Annotated in this window: 16 protein-coding genes; 7 read left to right on the top strand and 9 right to left on the bottom strand. The window is 67.4% G+C overall.

Features of this window, described 5'->3' with window-relative positions; translation table 11 throughout:
• The first annotated feature begins 3 nt into the window (after positions 1-3).
• The 5 genes from OG266_RS22285 (at position 4) to trxA (ending at position 4936) form a co-directional block, all read left to right on the top strand.
• Positions 4-1719 (top strand): protein kinase family protein, encoded by a 1716-nt coding sequence (locus OG266_RS22285; protein WP_371548004.1) that lies wholly within the window; start codon positions 4-6, stop codon positions 1717-1719.
• 28 nt (positions 1720-1747) lie between these two features.
• Positions 1748-2464: an RNA polymerase sigma factor SigM gene (sigM, locus tag OG266_RS22280; RefSeq protein ID WP_266458420.1), complete on the top strand. Its 717-nt coding sequence runs from the start codon at positions 1748-1750 to the stop codon at positions 2462-2464.
• The gene (locus OG266_RS22275) at positions 2461-3414 is read left to right on the top strand and encodes an anti-sigma factor (RefSeq protein ID WP_371548001.1); all 954 of its coding nucleotides are present in this window, start codon (positions 2461-2463) and stop codon (positions 3412-3414) included. Before sigM ends, OG266_RS22275 begins: the two co-directional genes overlap by 4 nt.
• A gap of 184 nt (positions 3415-3598) precedes the next feature.
• A complete protein-coding gene (gene trxB / locus OG266_RS22270) occupies positions 3599-4564 on the top strand; it encodes a thioredoxin-disulfide reductase (protein WP_266458414.1) in 966 nt (321 codons plus the stop codon).
• 42 nt (positions 4565-4606) lie between these two features.
• On the top strand, positions 4607-4936 hold the full coding sequence (trxA, locus tag OG266_RS22265; protein ID WP_266458411.1) for a thioredoxin: 330 nt from the start codon (positions 4607-4609) through the stop codon (positions 4934-4936).
• A gap of 125 nt (positions 4937-5061) precedes the next feature.
• Here the strand turns inward: trxA and OG266_RS22260 are convergent, their stop codons facing one another.
• The 9 genes from OG266_RS22260 to rpmH all read right to left on the bottom strand — a co-directional run bounded on the left by OG266_RS22260 (position 5062) and on the right by rpmH (position 12097).
• Positions 5062-5679 carry a GNAT family N-acetyltransferase gene (locus OG266_RS22260; protein ID WP_266458407.1) on the bottom strand — a complete coding sequence of 206 codons (618 nt, stop codon included), beginning with the start codon at positions 5677-5679 and terminating at the stop codon, positions 5062-5064.
• Positions 5680-6007: 328 nt separating this feature from the next.
• Positions 6008-7105, bottom strand: coding sequence for a ParB/RepB/Spo0J family partition protein (locus OG266_RS22255; protein ID WP_266458405.1), 1098 nt, complete (start codon positions 7103-7105; stop codon positions 6008-6010).
• The gene (locus OG266_RS22250) at positions 7102-8175 is read right to left on the bottom strand and encodes a ParA family protein (RefSeq protein WP_323178313.1); all 1074 of its coding nucleotides are present in this window, start codon (positions 8173-8175) and stop codon (positions 7102-7104) included. Before OG266_RS22250 ends, OG266_RS22255 begins: the two co-directional genes overlap by 4 nt.
• A gap of 342 nt (positions 8176-8517) precedes the next feature.
• Positions 8518-9234: a 16S rRNA (guanine(527)-N(7))-methyltransferase RsmG gene (gene rsmG, locus OG266_RS22245; protein WP_371547998.1), complete on the bottom strand. Its 717-nt coding sequence runs from the start codon at positions 9232-9234 to the stop codon at positions 8518-8520.
• A gap of 158 nt (positions 9235-9392) precedes the next feature.
• Positions 9393-9902: a R3H domain-containing nucleic acid-binding protein gene (locus OG266_RS22240; protein WP_266458399.1), complete on the bottom strand. Its 510-nt coding sequence runs from the start codon at positions 9900-9902 to the stop codon at positions 9393-9395.
• Between the two features lie 15 nt (positions 9903-9917).
• Positions 9918-11201, bottom strand: a complete 1284-nt coding sequence (gene yidC / locus OG266_RS22235) for a membrane protein insertase YidC (protein ID WP_371547996.1) — start codon at positions 11199-11201, stop codon at positions 9918-9920.
• 3 nt (positions 11202-11204) lie between these two features.
• On the bottom strand, positions 11205-11570 hold the full coding sequence (gene yidD, locus OG266_RS22230; protein WP_266458393.1) for a membrane protein insertion efficiency factor YidD: 366 nt from the start codon (positions 11568-11570) through the stop codon (positions 11205-11207).
• The gene (rnpA, locus tag OG266_RS22225) at positions 11567-11938 is read right to left on the bottom strand and encodes a ribonuclease P protein component (protein WP_266458390.1); all 372 of its coding nucleotides are present in this window, start codon (positions 11936-11938) and stop codon (positions 11567-11569) included. Before rnpA ends, yidD begins: the two co-directional genes overlap by 4 nt.
• A 21-nt stretch (positions 11939-11959) precedes the next feature.
• Positions 11960-12097, bottom strand: a complete 138-nt coding sequence (gene rpmH, locus OG266_RS22220) for a 50S ribosomal protein L34 (RefSeq protein ID WP_006381191.1) — start codon at positions 12095-12097, stop codon at positions 11960-11962.
• A gap of 396 nt (positions 12098-12493) precedes the next feature.
• Here rpmH and dnaA point away from each other — a divergent pair, with 396 nt between their 5' ends.
• Together dnaA and dnaN are read left to right on the top strand one after the other, a co-directional pair.
• The gene (gene dnaA / locus OG266_RS22215) at positions 12494-14503 is read left to right on the top strand and encodes a chromosomal replication initiator protein DnaA (protein WP_266458387.1); all 2010 of its coding nucleotides are present in this window, start codon (positions 12494-12496) and stop codon (positions 14501-14503) included.
• 1044 nt (positions 14504-15547) lie between these two features.
• Entirely contained in the window at positions 15548-16678 is a 1131-nt protein-coding gene (gene dnaN, locus OG266_RS22210) for a DNA polymerase III subunit beta (protein WP_371547995.1), read from the top strand.
• Positions 16679-16732: the final 54 nt, after the last annotated feature.

The following is a 16732-nucleotide window of genomic DNA, read 5'->3' as shown; positions in this document are numbered from 1 at the left end:
ACGGTGGCGGAACGGAGCACGGCTGCCGTCGACGTGGCAGACAACAGCGGTGACGAGCCGCTGACCGCCAAGGCGGACCAGTCCACGGCCGACGGGGTGGCCCAGAAGCGGGAGCGGGACACGGAGAGCGAAGAGGCACAGGGGAGCGGCGGGACCGAGCGTCCCGGAAAGGCCTCACCGCCCGAACTGCACAGTGGTCACAAGCTCGCCAGACGCTATCGCCTCGAGGAGTGCGTCACCCGTCTGGACGGTTTCAGCAGTTGGCGTGCGGTGGACGAGAAACTCCGCCGTGCCGTCGGTGTGCATCTGCTGCCCGCCGACCATTCGCGGGCCCGCTCAGTACTGGCGGCGGCCCGGTCCTCCGCCCTGCTCGGCGATCCCCGCTTCGTCCAGGTCCTGGACGCGGTCGAGGAGAACGACCTCGTCTATGTGGTGCACGAGTGGCTTCCGGACGCCACGGAGCTGACGACGCTCCTGGCCGCGGGCCCGCTCGAAGTGCACGACGCGTACCAGATGGTCAGCCAGGTCTCCCAGGCCATGGCCGCCGCGCACCGCGAGGGCCTGGCGCACCTGAGGCTGACCCCGGGCGCCGTACTGCGCACCTCGTCCGGCCAATGGCGCATCCGCGGGCTCGCGGTGAATGCCGCGCTGCGCGGCATCAGCTCCGACACCCCGCAGCGCACCGACACGGAGGCGATCGGCGCGCTCCTGTACGCCGCGCTGACTCAGCGCTGGCCGTACGACACCGATGCGTACGGTCTGTCGGGGCTGCCCAAGGGTGTCGGTCTCATCGCTCCCGACCAGGTGCGGGCAGGCGTTCACCGGGGCCTGTCCGAGCTCACCATGCGCGCGCTGGCCAACGACGGCGCGACCGCCTCCCGCCACGAAACTCCGTGCACCACGCCGGAGGAACTGGTGAAGGCGATCAACGAGATGCCCCGCATCCGCCCGCCGGAGCCAGCGTTCACCGCCCCGCCGGAGTACCAGCGCACGTCGTACCAGCAGGGCACCTACGGCCGCCAAGCACCACGCCCGGGCGCGACGCAACCCATTCCGGCCCCGCCGTCCCCGCTACAGAGCCGCACCGGCAAGGCCCTCAAGTGGGCCGTGTCGGCTCTGCTCATCGCCGCGCTGGGCCTCGGCAGCTGGCAGCTCGCGGACGCGCTCATGGACCAGGGCAAGTCCGAGGACACGAACCAGACTCAGCCGACGGACGGCAACGACAAGTCGAGCGACAAGGCCAAGCCGGTCGAGCCGATCACCATCAAGGGCGCGCAGGAATACGTCGCGAGCGGCGAGGCCCAGGCGGCCGGCGATGTCGGCCTGACGTACGACGGCGACAGCACGACATTCTGGCGCACCAAGAAGTACAACGAGGGTCCGAAATTGGCGCCCTACAAGCCCGGCGTGGGAATCGTCTACGACCTCGGCTCGGCCCAGGAGATCTCGGCCGCCTCCATAGGGCTGCGCTATCCGGGAGACCACACGACGATCCACTTGTACTCCACGGACTCACTGTCTCCCTCGACATCCGTCGAGGGAATGACGGAGATCGGGACCGTCACCACGAGCGGCACGACCGCGAAAGTGACGGCTCCGAAGTCCATGAAAACGCGGTACGTGCTGCTGTGGATCACCGATGTGCCGAGTGCTCCTGCCGACGGCTACAGCAGCGCCGGCTACAAGCAAGCCATCACGGACGTGAAGTTCACCGGCTGACGCTCGTCGACAAAGGGGAGGGGGTCCGATGGCCGATGAAGCCGCATATCGCGAAGCCAGCGATCAGGACCTCCTCGCTCGCCATGTCGAGGGCGACCCCGACGCCTTCGGCGAGCTCGTGCGGCGTCACCGCGACCGGCTCTGGGCGGTGGCCCTGCGAACGCTGGGAGACCGCGAAGAGGCCGCTGACGCGGTCCAGGACGCCCTGGTCTCCGCCTACCGCGCCGCCCACACCTTCCGCGGCCAGTCGGCCGTCACCACCTGGCTGCACCGCATCACGGTGAACGCCTGCCTGGATCGCGCCCGCAAGGCCGCTTCCAGGAAGACCTCTCCCGTCGATGACACCGAACGCCTGGAACAGCTCCTCGAGCCGCACGAGTCCGCCTCCGCTCCGGCCGAGCGCAACGATCTGCATCGAGAACTCCTCAAGGCGTTGTCCACCCTCCCGCCCGACCAGCGCGCCGCCCTGGTTCTGGTGGACATGCAGGGCTACCCCGTGGCGGAGGCAGCCCGCATCCTCGACGTGCCGATCGGCACGGTGAAGAGCCGCTGCGCTCGCGGCAGAGCCAGACTGCTCCCGCTGCTCACCCATCTCCGTACGGAGAACGGAAGCGGCGAGGACAGCAAGAAGGCGGGCGGCGGACGGAACCGGACGCAGGGGACATCCGTCCCACCCGCAGCGGGACCACACGATGCAGGGCCAAGCGATCCAGCTGCTGTGAAGGGCGGAGGTGGGAGAGCGTGACATCCACGACGGATATGGCCGGGCACCCGGACGTCGCGGAGATCTCCGACCTCACCGAAGGTCTCCTCCCTCCCACCCGTACCGAGGACGTGCGACGGCATCTCGAGGACTGCCCGCTCTGTGCCGACGTGTACGACTCGCTGGAGGAGATCCGAGGTCTGCTCGGCACCCTGCCGGGCCCGGCACGCATGCCCGCCGATGTGGCCGGCCGCATTGATGCCGCTCTGGCTGCGGAAGCTCTGCTGAGTGCCACGGCACCCGAGCACGACTCCGATGCGGAAGACGACCGCGCGAGTGTTTCACGTGAAACATCGGCCGCTGACGTCCTCGTCGCGTCTCCCGACTCGGGCTCCCCTTCCTCGGCAGACCGCCCCCTGGGCCACCCTCGCGCGGCCACCGGCCCCGGCCGTGCCCACCGAGTGCGTCATGGGCGCCGTAGGGCCGCCGTCATCGGCACGGTCTTCACGGCCGCAGCACTGGGGCTGGGCGCGATCCTCCTGCAGACGATGGGGGATGACAGCCCGGGCAAGAGTTCTCAGGCAGAGGCACCACAGGAGTCGGGTTCGACGGTCACCTTCTCCGAGGGGACGTTGGAGAGCCAGGTCTCCGATCTCCTCACGAAGAACAAGAACACAGAGAATCGCTCCGGCGGAGTGGAACCCTGGGGAGTCGAGTCCCCTGACGCCGGTTCCGGGTCTCCAGGAATCGGCACCTTGAACACGCCCTCCGTGACCGTCCCTCAATGCGTCCAGGAGGGAACGGGGAACAGCGGGGCCGTTCTCGCCGCGGAGCCAGGCACGTACAAGGGCACGAGCGTCTATCTCCTCGTGCAGCCCGACGCTTCCGACAGCACGAAGGTCGCGGCCTATATCGTCGACGCCGCCTGCGTCAAGAAGGACTCGGCATCCCCGGGAAAGCTCCTGCTGACGCAGTCCTACACCCCGTCCTGAGGTTCTCAGAGCCGAACGAGCTCCTGCCCAGACGCCGCATGGCCTCTCTCTGAGGTCTCGCGTCTCCGTGTGCCCGGACACAGTGGGAATGCTGGCCCCTTAGGATCCGTTGGGTGGGGTGAGAGTTCTGAGAGAGGCTCCCACCGGCAGTACGCAGCAGTCTCCAGAGACGAGGAATCAAGCCGTGACCGACGTTCGTAACGTGATCATCATCGGCTCCGGGCCCGCCGGCTACACGGCGGCGCTCTACACCGCGCGCGCGTCGCTGAAGCCGCTGGTCTTCGAGGGCGCCGTCACCGCAGGTGGCGCGCTGATGAACACCACCGAGGTGGAGAACTTCCCCGGCTTCCAGGACGGCATCATGGGCCCCGAGCTCATGGACAACATGCGTGCCCAGGCCGAGCGCTTCGGTGCCGAGCTCGTTCCGGACGACGTCGTCGCCGTCGACCTGGCGGGCGAGATCAAGACCGTCACGGACACCGCAGGCACCGTCCACCGCGCCAAGGCCGTCATCGTCACGACCGGCTCCCAGCACCGCAAGCTCGGCCTGCCCAATGAGGACGCCCTCTCCGGACGCGGCGTCTCCTGGTGTGCCACCTGTGACGGCTTCTTCTTCAAGGACCACGACATCGCCGTGATCGGCGGCGGCGACACCGCGATGGAGGAGGCTACCTTCCTCTCCCGCTTCGCCAAGTCCGTGACGATCGTCCACCGCCGGGACACCCTGCGCGCCTCCAAGGCAATGCAGGAGCGCGCCTTCGCCGACCCGAAGATCAAGTTCATCTGGGACAGCGAAATCGCCGAGATCGAGGGTGACCCGAAGCTTTCCGGTCTGAAGCTGCGGAACCTCAAGACGAGCGAGATCTCTGAGCTGCCGGTGACCGGTCTGTTCATCGCGATCGGCCACGACCCGCGCACCGAGCTCTTCAAGGGCCAGCTCGACCTGGACGGCGAGGGCTACCTGAAGGTCGAGGCGCCTTCGACCCGGACGAACCTGACCGGTGTCTTCGGCGCCGGTGACGTCGTCGACCACACGTACCGCCAGGCGATCACCGCGGCCGGCACTGGCTGCTCCGCCGCTCTCGACGCCGAGCGTTACCTCGCCGCCCTCGCGGACAACGAGGCCGCTACCGCGGCCGCCACTGTCTGACCCCCATCCGCCCCACCGCACAAACGAGTTAAGGAGCCCGCCGTGGCCGGCACCCTCAAGAACGTGACCGACGACTCCTTCGAGCAGGACGTCCTCAAGAGCGACAAGCCCGTCCTGGTGGACTTCTGGGCCGCCTGGTGCGGTCCGTGCCGCCAGATCGCGCCGTCGCTCGAGGCGATCGCAGCCGAGTACGGCGACAAGATCGAGGTCGTCAAGCTCAACATCGACGAGAACCCGGGGATCGCCGCCAAGTACGGCGTCATGTCGATCCCGACCCTGAACGTCTACCAGGGTGGCGAGGTCGCCAAGACCATCGTCGGTGCGAAGCCGAAGGCTGCGATCGTGCGTGACCTTGAGGACTTCATCGCCTAGTAATCGGTGAGCTGCCGCGCGCGAGCGGCGCGTGTTTCACGTGAAACACGAGTGGGCCAGCCCTTCCGGGCTGGCCCACTCGTGTTTGCAAGGTCAGAACGCCCCCTGCAAGGCCAGAGCGCCAGCTACAGGGGGCGGAGCGCCGGTTCCTTCTGCACGGCTCCCAGAAGGCGGTCCAGGGCCAGTTCCACGTCTTCCTTCCACGAGAGCGTCGTACGCAGCTCAAGCCTCAGTCGCGGATAGGTGGGGTGCGGCCGGACCGTCTTGAAGCCCACGGCCAGCAGATGGTCCGCAGGTAGCACACAGGCCGGCTCCTTCCACCGCGCGTCCCCGAATGCCTCGATCGCTTTGAAGCCGCGACGCAGCAGATCCTTGGCGACTGTCTGCACGATGACCCGGCCAAGTCCCTGCCCCTGGTAGCCCGGCAGGATGAAGGCGGTCATCAGCTGAACCGCATCCGGTGACACCGGACTCGTGGGGAAAGCCGTGGCGCGGGGAACATAGGCCGGAGGGGCGTACAGCACGAACCCCACCGGTACGTCGTCCACGTAGACAACGCGGCCGCAGGATCCCCACTCCAGCAGGACGGCGGAGATCCAGGCTTCCTTCTCCAGCTCAGGTGTGCCGGCCTTTACCGCGGCCTGACCGCTGACTGGGTCCAGCTCCCAGAAGACACACGAGCGACAGCGGTTGGGAAGGTCCTGAAGGTTGTCCAGCGTGAGCGGTACGAGCCGACGCCCCATGAAGGATGTTCCTCACTTCCTTCGCCCGCAGCGGCACGGGCGGCTGCCAGAGCGCTCCGCTCCTTGAGCAGACTGCCGACGAAACCGCCGACCGCTCCAAGTCCCAGGCCCGCGGTCAGCAGTCCGGTACGGGTCATGGATTGCACGGCCCCCGCCTCCCCAATGAAGGTGCTGCCAGGTGGATGCGCCATACCCGAACGCATCGTATCCACGATGCGATTCCATCGATACCGCCAGAAAGCAAAAGAGCGGGCCGTGTCCGGTACACACCGGACACGGCCCGTTCTGGTGGGTCCCCCGATCAAAGACCGTCCCGCCACCGGAGGACTCAGGCCTCCGAGTCCTCGGAGTCGTCGTCCAGAAGACTCTTCTGAAGAACCGGTCCCTCGCCCGGCGCGAGTGAACCGAGGATGCGCTCAAGGTCGTCCATCGAGGCGAACTCGACGGTGATCTTGCCCTTCTTCTGCCCCAGATCGACCTTCACCCGCGTCTCGAAACGGTCCGAGAGACGCGACGCCAGATCGCTGAGCGCCGGGGAGAGCCGAGCACCGGCCCGCGGCCCCTTGGAGCGCGGCGCGGTCTGCGGCCGCGATCCCATGAGGGTGACGATCTCCTCGACGGCCCGCACCGAAAGCCCCTCGGCCACGATCCGGTGGGCCAGCCGGTCCTGCTCCTCCGAGTCGTCGACGGAGAGCAGCGCCCGTGCGTGTCCGGCAGAGAGGACCCCCGCCGCAACACGGCGCTGAACCGCGGGAGAGAGCTTCAGCAGACGCAGGGTGTTGGAGACCTGCGGACGCGACCGCCCAATGCGATCCGCCAGCTGGTCGTGCGTGCAGTTGAAGTCCTTGAGCAGCTGGTCGTAGGCCGCGGCCTCTTCCAGCGGGTTCAGCTGCGCGCGGTGCAGGTTCTCCAGCAGCGCGTCCAGGAGGAGCTTGTCGTCATCCGTGGCCCGCACGATCGCCGGAATGGCCTCGAGCCCGGCTTCACGGCAGGCCCGGAAGCGCCGCTCGCCCATGATGAGCTCGTAGCGCGTAGGACCGACCTGGCGTACGACGACGGGCTGGAGGAGCCCGACCTCCTTGATGGAGGTGACGAGCTCGGCAAGAGCGTCCTCGTCGAAAACCTCGCGGGGCTGGCGCGGGTTCGGGGTGATGAAGTCGAGGGGCAGCTCGGCGAAGTGAGCACCTACAGGCGCCGGGGGCGCCTCCAGAGCTCCGTTCGACGACAGCTCCTCCGTTTCATGTGAAACAGGCGGCAGCATGGCCACCTTCGCCGCCGCCACCCCGCGCTCCGCGGTGAGTACGGGCACGGCCGTCGGTGAAGCGGACGTGCCGCCTACCGCCGAGGAAGCCGACTTCTCCCCTGTCGGGGCCGCAGGGATCAGTGCGCCGAGGCCACGCCCCAGTCCCCGTCGTCGCTCGCTCACTGGATCCCCTCCACCATGTTCTGACCGTTCTGTGCGCCCATGTGGGCAGGTTCCGCGTCGTACGCCACACCGACTCCTCGGAGGGCGATTTCTCGTGCTGCCTCAAGATACGAGAGGGCACCGCTCGACCCCGGATCGTAGGTCAGCACCGTCTGCCCGTAGCTCGGGGCCTCGGAGATACGGACCGAGCGAGGAATGCTCGTCCGCAGCACCTCCTCACCGAAGTGACTGCGCACCTCGTCCGCGACCTGCGACGCCAGTCGCGTCCGGCCGTCGTACATGGTGAGCAGGATCGTCGAGACATGGAGGTTGGGGTTGAGGTGCCCCCGTACCAGGTCCACGTTACGCAGGAGCTGTCCCAGGCCTTCCAGCGCGTAGTACTCGCACTGGATGGGGATGAGGACCTCCGCGCCGGCCACCAGCGCGTTCACCGTCAGAAGACCGAGCGACGGCGGGCAGTCGATGAGGATGTAGTCCAGCGGCTGCTCGTATGCCTGGATCGCTCGTTCCAGCCGACTCTCCCGTGCCACCAGGGACACAAGCTCGATCTCCGCACCGGCGAGATCGATCGTGGCAGGCGCGCAGAAGAGACCCTCGACATCGGGGACCGGTTGGACAACTTCGGAGAGCGGCTTGCTGTCGATCAACACGTCGTAGATCGATGGAACTTCGGCGTGATGGTCGATGCCCAGCGCGGTGGAGGCGTTGCCCTGAGGGTCGAGGTCGATCACCAGGACACGGCCACCGTGCAGAGCGAGTGAGGCAGCAAGGTTGACCGTGGTCGTGGTCTTACCCACCCCGCCCTTCTGATTGGCAACGACCATGACCCTGGTCTGCTCGGGCCGTGGCAGGCCCTCACCGGCGCGACCTAGCGCCTCCACTGCCAGTTGGGCAGCACGACCGATGGGAGTGTCGTCCATCGGGGGCGGTGTTTCACGTGAAACATCCTCCCCCATCGACTCGGTACGGGGACCGGGGACCGGATCGGTCATCGGTCCCGCGATGTTGGCGTCGGACCGCAAGGATTCACTCTCCTCGACTTCAGGCTCGCAATGAACAGAGCCTCCCATGCCTTCGGGGTCGTGAACCAGCGAGGCCCGTTCTTCTGTGGAGAAATCCACCTCTGTGGACAACTCCGCACCCCCTCTGAGGGAACCGAGAGGTCTCCGGTCGCGGGGTTCGGCCGCGGCCCGGCCGCGACTGATGATTCCGTGCAACAGTGAGCGACGTTTCACGTGAAACACGATGCATAGCGTTCACGGCCATCGCGGCGCGACACTCCGAGATGCGTAGGTTTGGCAGCTTGTGTGGAGTACCGCTCGTCGTCAGGACGGATCAGCGGGAGTGACGAAGAACTCCCGGCTCCATGGAGCGGAGCCGGGAGTTCAGGGTCCATCGAGCGCCTCTCAGGCTCAGCGTCGGCGTCGCGTTCGCCCGGTGCGGGCCGCCTTCGCCCGCTTGGCCGCGAAGCGCACACCTCCAGGACTCTCCCCGACCTCGACACGGACGACGGTGGAGAGCGGATCCACTACTCCCTCTCCGACCTGGAGGACGGAAGTCTGGACCGCACCGAGCTTGCTGAGCGCCGTAGCAGCACTCTTCAGCTCCTCCTCGGCGGTGTCACCCTTGAGGGCGAGCATCTCGCCGTAGGGACGCAGCAGTGGGATGCCCCAAGCGGCCAGGCGGTCCAGAGGCGCCACGGCGCGCGCGGTCACCACGTGAACAGGCTGAAGCTTGCCCATGGCCTCCTCAGCACGGCCACGGACGACCGTCACATGGTCGAGGCCCAGCAGTTCCACGACCTCGGTCAAGAAGGTCGTGCGCCGCAGCAATGGCTCAAGCAGTGTGATCTTGAGGTCCTCACGGACGAGCGCCAGTGGAATGCCAGGGAGCCCGGCGCCCGAGCCGACATCGCACACCGTCACTCCTTCGGGTACGACCTCGGAGAGCACCGCGCAGTTCAACAGGTGCCGCTCCCACAGGCGGGGCACTTCGCGCGGGCCGATCAGCCCCCGCTGCACACCCGCCTCGGCCAAGAGTTCCGCGTACCGGACCGCGTCCGCGAAGCGATTGCCGAATACCTCGCGCGCCTGCTCGGGCGCGGGAGGGAGCTCCGCTGCCTCCGTCACGGGGACCGTCCTTCCGTACCGCATAAGCGCATTGGGCGCTGACCACCAGGACCATCAGGGACTACCAAGGAGCAACCAGGTACTACCGGGGACTACCAGGCTGACAAAGATCGGCCCCGCCTGCGCAACAGACGGGGCCGATGGAACGTACGTACCGATCAGGCGGGAAGCACGACGACGAAGCGCTGCGGCTCCTCGCCCTCGGACTCACTGCGCAGGCCCGCGACCTTGACGGCGTCGTGCACCACCTTGCGCTCGAAGGGCGTCATCGGGTTCATCTTCACGGGCTCGCCGGAGCTCTTGACCTCGGCCGCGGCCTTGGCGCCCAGCTCGGAGAGCTCCTCACGCTTCTTCGCGCGGTAGCCCGCGATGTCCAGCATGAGCCGGCTGCGGTCCCCGGTCTCCCGGTGTACCGCCAGGCGCGTGAGCTCCTGCAGGGCCTCCAGCACCTCGCCGTCCCGGCCGACCAGCTTGTTCAGATCGCGGCCGCCGGCTTCGCTGATGATCGAGACAGCGGCGCGGTCGGCCTCGACGTCCATGTCGATGTCGCCGTCGAGGTCAGCGATGTCGAGCAGACCCTCGAGGTAGTCCGCCGCGATCTCGCCCTCCTGCTCCAAGCGGGTCAGGGTGTCGCCCTCGGCGGCAGCGGAGGTGGTGCCTTCCGTCACGGGATGGACTCCTTCTTACTTCTTGGACGGCGACTTGGGCCGCTGAGGACCCTTGCGCTGTCCGGACTGGGCTTTGCTGCGGGTACCGGAGCCGGGGTTGTTGCCGCTCGCCGCCGGCTTGGCTGCGTTCGGCTTGGCGTCCTGCGGCTCGTCGGACTTGGTCAGCGAGGTCTTCGGCTCGGACTCGCCCGCCGCCTTGGCCGCACCCGACTGACGCTGGGACTTGGACTGCCGCTTCGGCTGTTGCCGCTTGGAGGCGCCGCCGGTGGTCGTCGGGGTGCCGTCCTCGGCCTCGGTCACGGCGTCGCTCACGCCCTTCACCACGGTGCCGTCGGCCTGGGCCGCCAGGCCCGCCTTGGTCAGGGTGTTGATGAACTTGCGCTCGTGCTCGTTGCGGTCACGGCCCTTGGCGACGATCGCCTTGACGATGGCCTTCTCGCCGCGGCCACGGGTCTTCTCGTGGTGCGTGACGTGCTTCTGCAGGCGCTCCAGGTAAGCGGCCTGTGCCTTGCTGCCCGGGGTCGGGTTGTTGCGGATGACGTACATCTGCTGGCCCATGGTCCACAGGTTGGTGGTCAGCCAGTAGACGAGGACACCGACCGGGAAGTTGATGCCGAAGACGGCGAACATGACCGGGAAGACGTACATCAGCATCTTCTGCTGCTGCATGAAGGGCGTCTTCACCGTGGTGTCGACGTTCTTCGTCATCAGCTGACGCTGCGTGTAGAACTGCGACGCCGACATCAGGACGATCATGACCGCAGTGACGACACGGACATCGGTCAGCGTGGCACCGAGAGAGGCGACCTTGTCGGCGCCGTCGGTGAACTTCGCCGCGAGCGGAGCACCGAAGATGTGCGCCTTACGGGCGCTGGTCAGCAGCGAGTCGTCGATGAAGCCCATCGTCTTGCCGGTCGCGATGCTGTTCAGCACGTGGTACAGAGCAAAGAAGAACGGCGACTGCGCCAGGATGGGAAGGCACGAGGAGAGCGGGTTGGTACCCGTCTCCTTGTACAGCTTCATCATCTCTTCGGACTGGCGCTGCTTGTCGTTCTTGTAGCGTTCCTGGATCTTCTTCATCTCGGGCTGCAGCGTCTGCATCGCCCGCGTCGACTTGATCTGCTTCACGAAGAGCGGGATGAGGCAGATACGGATCAGGATCACCAGGGACACGATGGACAAGCCCCAGGCCCAGCCCGTATCGGGACCGAAGATCTTCCCGTACACGGAGTGGAACTGGACGATGACCCAGGAAACGGGTGTCGTGATGAAGCTGAAAAGACTGGCAATCGTGTCCACTAATCAGGCTCCTTGAGCATGGGACGGGGTCTCGGCGGCCGGGCTCGAGGGGTGGTCGGACATACCGTGCCCTTCGATGGCCGGTTCGGCGGCGGAGGTCCCGCCCTTGCGTGCACGCCAGGCGTTGCGCAGCATTTCGTGCCACCGCGGACGCTTACGCGGCGGAACATGGTCCACACCGCCCAGCGACCACGGATTGCACCGGAGGATGCGCCAGGCGGTGAGTGCCGTTCCCTTGATCGCACCATGCCGGTCGATGGCCTGGTAGCCGTAGTGGGAGCACGACGGGTAGTACTTGCACACCGGCCCCAGCAGCGGGCTGATCGTCCACTGGTACAGCTTGATAAGAGCCAGCAGCGGGTACTTCATCGCGCGCCCCCTCCCAGCAGCCGCTGAAGGGCGGCATCCAGGTCTCGGGCCAGCTGTTCATGGTCGGCGTCACCCGCACCGGGCAACGCTCGTACGACTACCAGGCTACCGGGGGGCAGCAGGGCCACTCGGTCACGCATCAGATGGCGAAGCCTTCGCTTCACCTTGTTGCGTACGACGGCCCCACCCACGGCTTTGCTCACGACGAAACCCGCACGCGTCGGGGGAGCGCTCTCCCCAGGCGCGTGCGGGTCCGTTGCACCGCTACGTAGATGGACGACGAGGAGCGGGCGTCCGGCCCGGCGTCCTCGGCGTACCGCGGTCGCGAAGTCCTCGCGCCGCCTCAGCCGATGCTCGGTAGGCAGCACGACGTCATGACCTGTTGGTTATCAGGCGGACAGGCTGGCGCGACCCTTGCCACGACGGTTCGCGAGAATCGCGCGGCCGGCACGGGTGCGCATCCGCAGGCGGAAGCCGTGGGTCTTGGCGCGACGACGGTTGTTCGGCTGGAAGGTGCGCTTGCTCACTCGGGGGCTCCAGAAAGAATCGGTGGTGGCGGGGTGCCGTCCTGGCTGTCACCGTGCGCCCACGAGTAGCTCGTATACGCCCGAGTGCACCGCTTCCCGATCACTCGAAGTGACCTGTGCCCATCGGAGGCAGGCGGCAGCAGCCATCGACAACTCGACCTGGTTACGGTACGCGCGGCTACGCCATCCGGTCAAACCAGCATCTGCCAGGAGACACTATCCACAGGCTGGGGACAACAACTTGAACCGCAGCGGTCGCCCTGACTACCGTGGCCAAACTCCGATTCGTTCCCTTCTCACCGCCCCAGCGGCTTTGTCCCCACCGCACCACCCGACTGACTTCCCAACCTGTTCCCAGAACCACACGTTCGTGGGACCCATGAGAGAGCGTGCCCTGTGGCTGACGTACCTGCCGATCTTGCCGCAGTGTGGCCACGAGTACTGGAACAACTTCTCGGTGAGGGCCGTGGTCAGGGCGTCGAGGCGAAGGACGAGCACTGGATCAAGCGCTGCCAGCCTCTCGCGCTGGTCGCGGACACTGCGCTCCTCGCGGTCCCGAACGAGTTTGCGAAGGGCGTACTCGAAGGCCGTCTCGCGCCGATCGTCAGCGAGACCCTGAGCCGCGAGTGCGGCCGCCCGATCCGCATCGCGATCACCGTCGACGACTCCGCCGGCGAACCCTCGACGCCCACCCAGCCCCGGTACGAGGAGCCCGAGCCCCCCTCAGGACAGGGCCAGGGCCGCGACACCTATGACGGCCAGGCACGCGAGGACCGGAACCCGTACGACAGCCAGGCGCGCGACGAGCGACCCTCGTACGACAGCCAGGGCCGTGACGAGCGGAACGGCTACGACGCCCAGGGCCGCGACGAGCGGAACCCCTACGACAGTCAGCGCCGCGACGGATACGAGGGGTACGGCCGCCACCGCGCCGACGACCACAGGTCCGGCCGATCCGACCAGCTCCCCGGGGCCCCCGGCGACCAGCTGCCGTCCGGCCGCCCGGACCAGCTCCCGAACGCCCGCCCCGCCTACCCCGACTACCAGCGCCCCGAGCCGGGCGCCTGGCCGCGGCACCAGGACGACTACGGCTGGCAGCAGCAGCGCCTCGGCTTCCCGGAACGCGACCCGTACGCCTCGCCCCCGCAGGACTACCGGCCGCAGTCCATGGACCGGCCGCCCTACGAGCAGCAGCGCCCGGACTACGACCAGCAGCGCTCCGACTACGACCAGCGCCCCGACCGCCGCGATCTCCAGGAGCCGCCCTCCGGAAGCGGCCACATGCACCGTGGCGGCCCCTCGCTGCCCTCGTCCAGCGGCGCCCCCGGCCCGCTGGCCGCGCAGCCCGCGCCGGCGAGCGGCCCTGGCGAGCCCACCGCACGCCTCAACCCGAAGTACCTCTTCGACACCTTCGTCATCGGTGCCTCGAACCGCTTCGCGCACGCCGCCGCGGTCGCCGTCGCCGAGGCGCCCGCCAAGGCGTACAACCCGCTCTTCATCTACGGGGAGTCCGGCCTCGGCAAGACGCACCTGCTGCACGCGATCGGGCACTACGCCCGCAGCCTCTACCCCGGCACGCGGGTGCGGTACGTGAGCTCCGAGGAGTTCACCAACGAGTTCATCAACTCCATCCGCGACGGCAAGGGCGACAGCTTCCGCAAGCGGTACCGCGAGATGGACATCCTTCTTGTCGACGACATCCAGTTCCTGGCGGACAAGGAGTCGACGCAGGAGGAGTTCTTCCACACCTTCAACACGCTCCACAACGCGAACAAGCAGATCGTGCTCTCCAGTGACCGGCCGCCCAGGCAGCTGGTGACCCTGGAGGACCGACTGCGGAACCGTTTCGAGTGGGGTCTGACCACGGACGTCCAGCCGCCCGAGCTGGAGACCCGTATCGCCATCCTTCGTAAGAAGGCGGTGCAGGAGCAGCTCAACGCCCCGCCGGAGGTCCTGGAGTTCATCGCGTCCCGCATCTCGCGCAACATCCGCGAGCTGGAGGGCGCACTGATCCGGGTGACGGCGTTCGCGTCGCTCAACCGGCAGCCGGTGGACCTCGGTCTGACGGAGGTCGTCCTCAAGGACCTGATCCCCGGCGGCGAGGACTCGTCCCCGGAGATCACCGCGCCGGCCATCATGGCGGCCACCGCCGACTACTTCGGCCTCACGGTGGACGACCTGTGCGGCTCCTCGCGCAGCCGTGTCCTGGTGACGGCACGCCAGATCGCGATGTACCTGTGCCGCGAGCTGACCGACCTCTCCCTGCCGAAGATCGGCGCGCAGTTCGGCGGCCGCGACCACACGACCGTGATGCACGCCGACCGCAAGATCCGCGCGCTGATGGCCGAGCGCCGCTCGATCTACAACCAGGTCACCGAGCTCACGAACCGCATCAAGAACGGCTGAGCAGGACGGCATCGGAGACGGCGGCACGGACCGTCGTACGTCGCTGAGGGCGCCCCGGGACGATTTCCCGAGGGCGCCTTTCGCCGTTCTCGTACGTCTGCTGAGGGCGTTCGGCGCCGGTCCCGTACGTCTGCTGAAGGCGCTCGGCGCCGATCTCATACGTCTCTGAAGGCGCTCGCGGACGTTCTCACGCGCCTGCCGAGGGCTCGCGGCGACGTTTTCAGCGCCTGTCGACGGTTCGCGTCGATGCTCGGCCGTCATCCTCTGTTCGATTACGGGCCGGGTTACGGCCACTCTCCACAGATTTGGTGACTTTCTGGCGTCCACACCCTGGGGACTGGGAAGTTGTCCAGATCGTGTCCACAGGGGGCACTGTTGAAAGACCATCAGACCAGGTCACCTGCTTGTGGATTGGTGGACGAACGCTCTCCACAGCCTGTGGACGAAGAAAAGATCCACAGGGTGTGCACGGAGTTGTCCACCGCCGACCCACAGGCTGGAGCCAGTTGTCCCCAGTGATCCCCAGCTTCTCCACACCTCTGTCCACTGTTCGGCAACGCGACGCGCGCTCTCACCGTGTCGAGTGAAAGGCGTCACACCAAGGTGCCTGGTTGGCCTGTGGGGAACGTGGGTAAACCTGGGGACGCCTCTGGGGAGAAGTGCCCTCAGGCTGTGCATGGAGTGTGCAGAACTTTTCGCCGTCCACAGAGGAGCGTGGTTTTCCACCGCTCCCACCCACAGGGTCGGTGGACAAAAAATCCCCTCTGACCTGCGAAAACAGGGTTATCCACGGTTTCCACAGGGCCTACTACTAAGACCAACTAGAGAGAGGCTGGGAATCGATTCGAAGCGGGGGCTGTGCACAACTTGCCCTCGGAGCCTCTGGTGCCGCTCGCAACGACTTGACCCCGAGGGGCACCGACTGTCAGTGCGGTGCGTCAGACTGGTCCCCGGTGTCCTGCCCATCCCTGGGCCGAGCGACACCGAGTCAGACGACGAAGGCCAGCAGGGCGAGAGCGCCGGCAACAGACGGAGGCGGCAACGGTGAAGATCCGGGTGGAACGCGACGTACTCGCGGAGGCAGTGGCCTGGGCGGCACGCAGCCTCCCGGCCCGTCCGCCGGCGCCTGTGCTCGCCGGCCTTCTTCTGAAGGCCGAGGAGGGCGCTCTGAGCCTCTCCAGCTTCGACTACGAGGTTTCGGCACGGGTCTCGGTGGACGCCGAGGTCGACGAGGAGGGCACGGTGCTCGTCTCCGGCCGCCTGCTCGCCGACATCTGCCGCGCTCTCCCCAACCGGCCGGTGGAGATTTCCACAGACGGTTCACGGGCGACCGTGGTCTGCGGCTCCTCACGATTCACACTCCACACCCTGCCTGTGGAGGAGTACCCGGCGCTGCCGCAGATGCCGTCGGCGACCGGCACCGTGCCCGGCGAGGTCTTCGCCTCGGCGGCGGCCCAGGTGGCCATCGCGGCCGGCCGCGACGACACCCTGCCCGTCCTGACCGGCGTCCGTATCGAGATCGAGGGCGACACGGTCACCCTCGCCTCCACCGACCGCTATCGCTTCGCGGTCCGTGAGTTCCTGTGGAAGCCGGAGGACCCCGAGGCGTCCGCGGTGGCCCTGGTGCCCGCCAAGACGCTCCTGGACACCGCCAAGGCCCTTACGAGCGGCGACAGCGTGATCCTGGCGCTGTCCGGCTCGGGTGCCGGCGAGGGTCTGATCGGCTTCGAGGGCGCGGGGCGGCGTACGACCACCCGTCTGCTCGAAGGCGACCTCCCGAAGTACCGCTCGCTGTTCCCGACGGAGTTCAATTCGATCGCCGTGATCGAGACCGCCCCCTTCGTGGAGGCCGTCAAGCGTGTGGCCCTGGTCGCCGAGCGGAACACCCCGGTGCGGCTGAGCTTCGAGCAGGGTGTGCTGATCCTGGAGGCCGGTTCCAGCGACGACGCACAGGCTGTGGAGAGGGTCGACGCCCAGCTGGAGGGCGATGACGTCTCGATCGCCTTCAACCCGACTTTCCTGCTCGACGGCCTGAGCGCCATCGACTCGCCGGTCGCCCAGCTCTCCTTCACGACGTCCACGAAGCCCGCGCTGCTCAGCGGCAAGCCCGCCGTGGACGCCGAGGCGGACGAGGCCTACAAGTACCTGATCATGCCGGTGCGCCTCAGCGGCTGACGCGTGGCGGTCCGACACACCCGGCCGACGAAGCCGCAGGTGGGGCGTACGTTT

Origin of the sequence: Streptomyces sp. NBC_00554 (assembly GCF_041431135.1) — a bacterium.
Taxonomy (GTDB): Bacteria; Actinomycetota; Actinomycetes; order Streptomycetales; family Streptomycetaceae; genus Streptomyces.
Note: the sequence above shows the minus strand (reverse complement) of the source record. Positions and strands in the feature narration are given on the sequence as shown.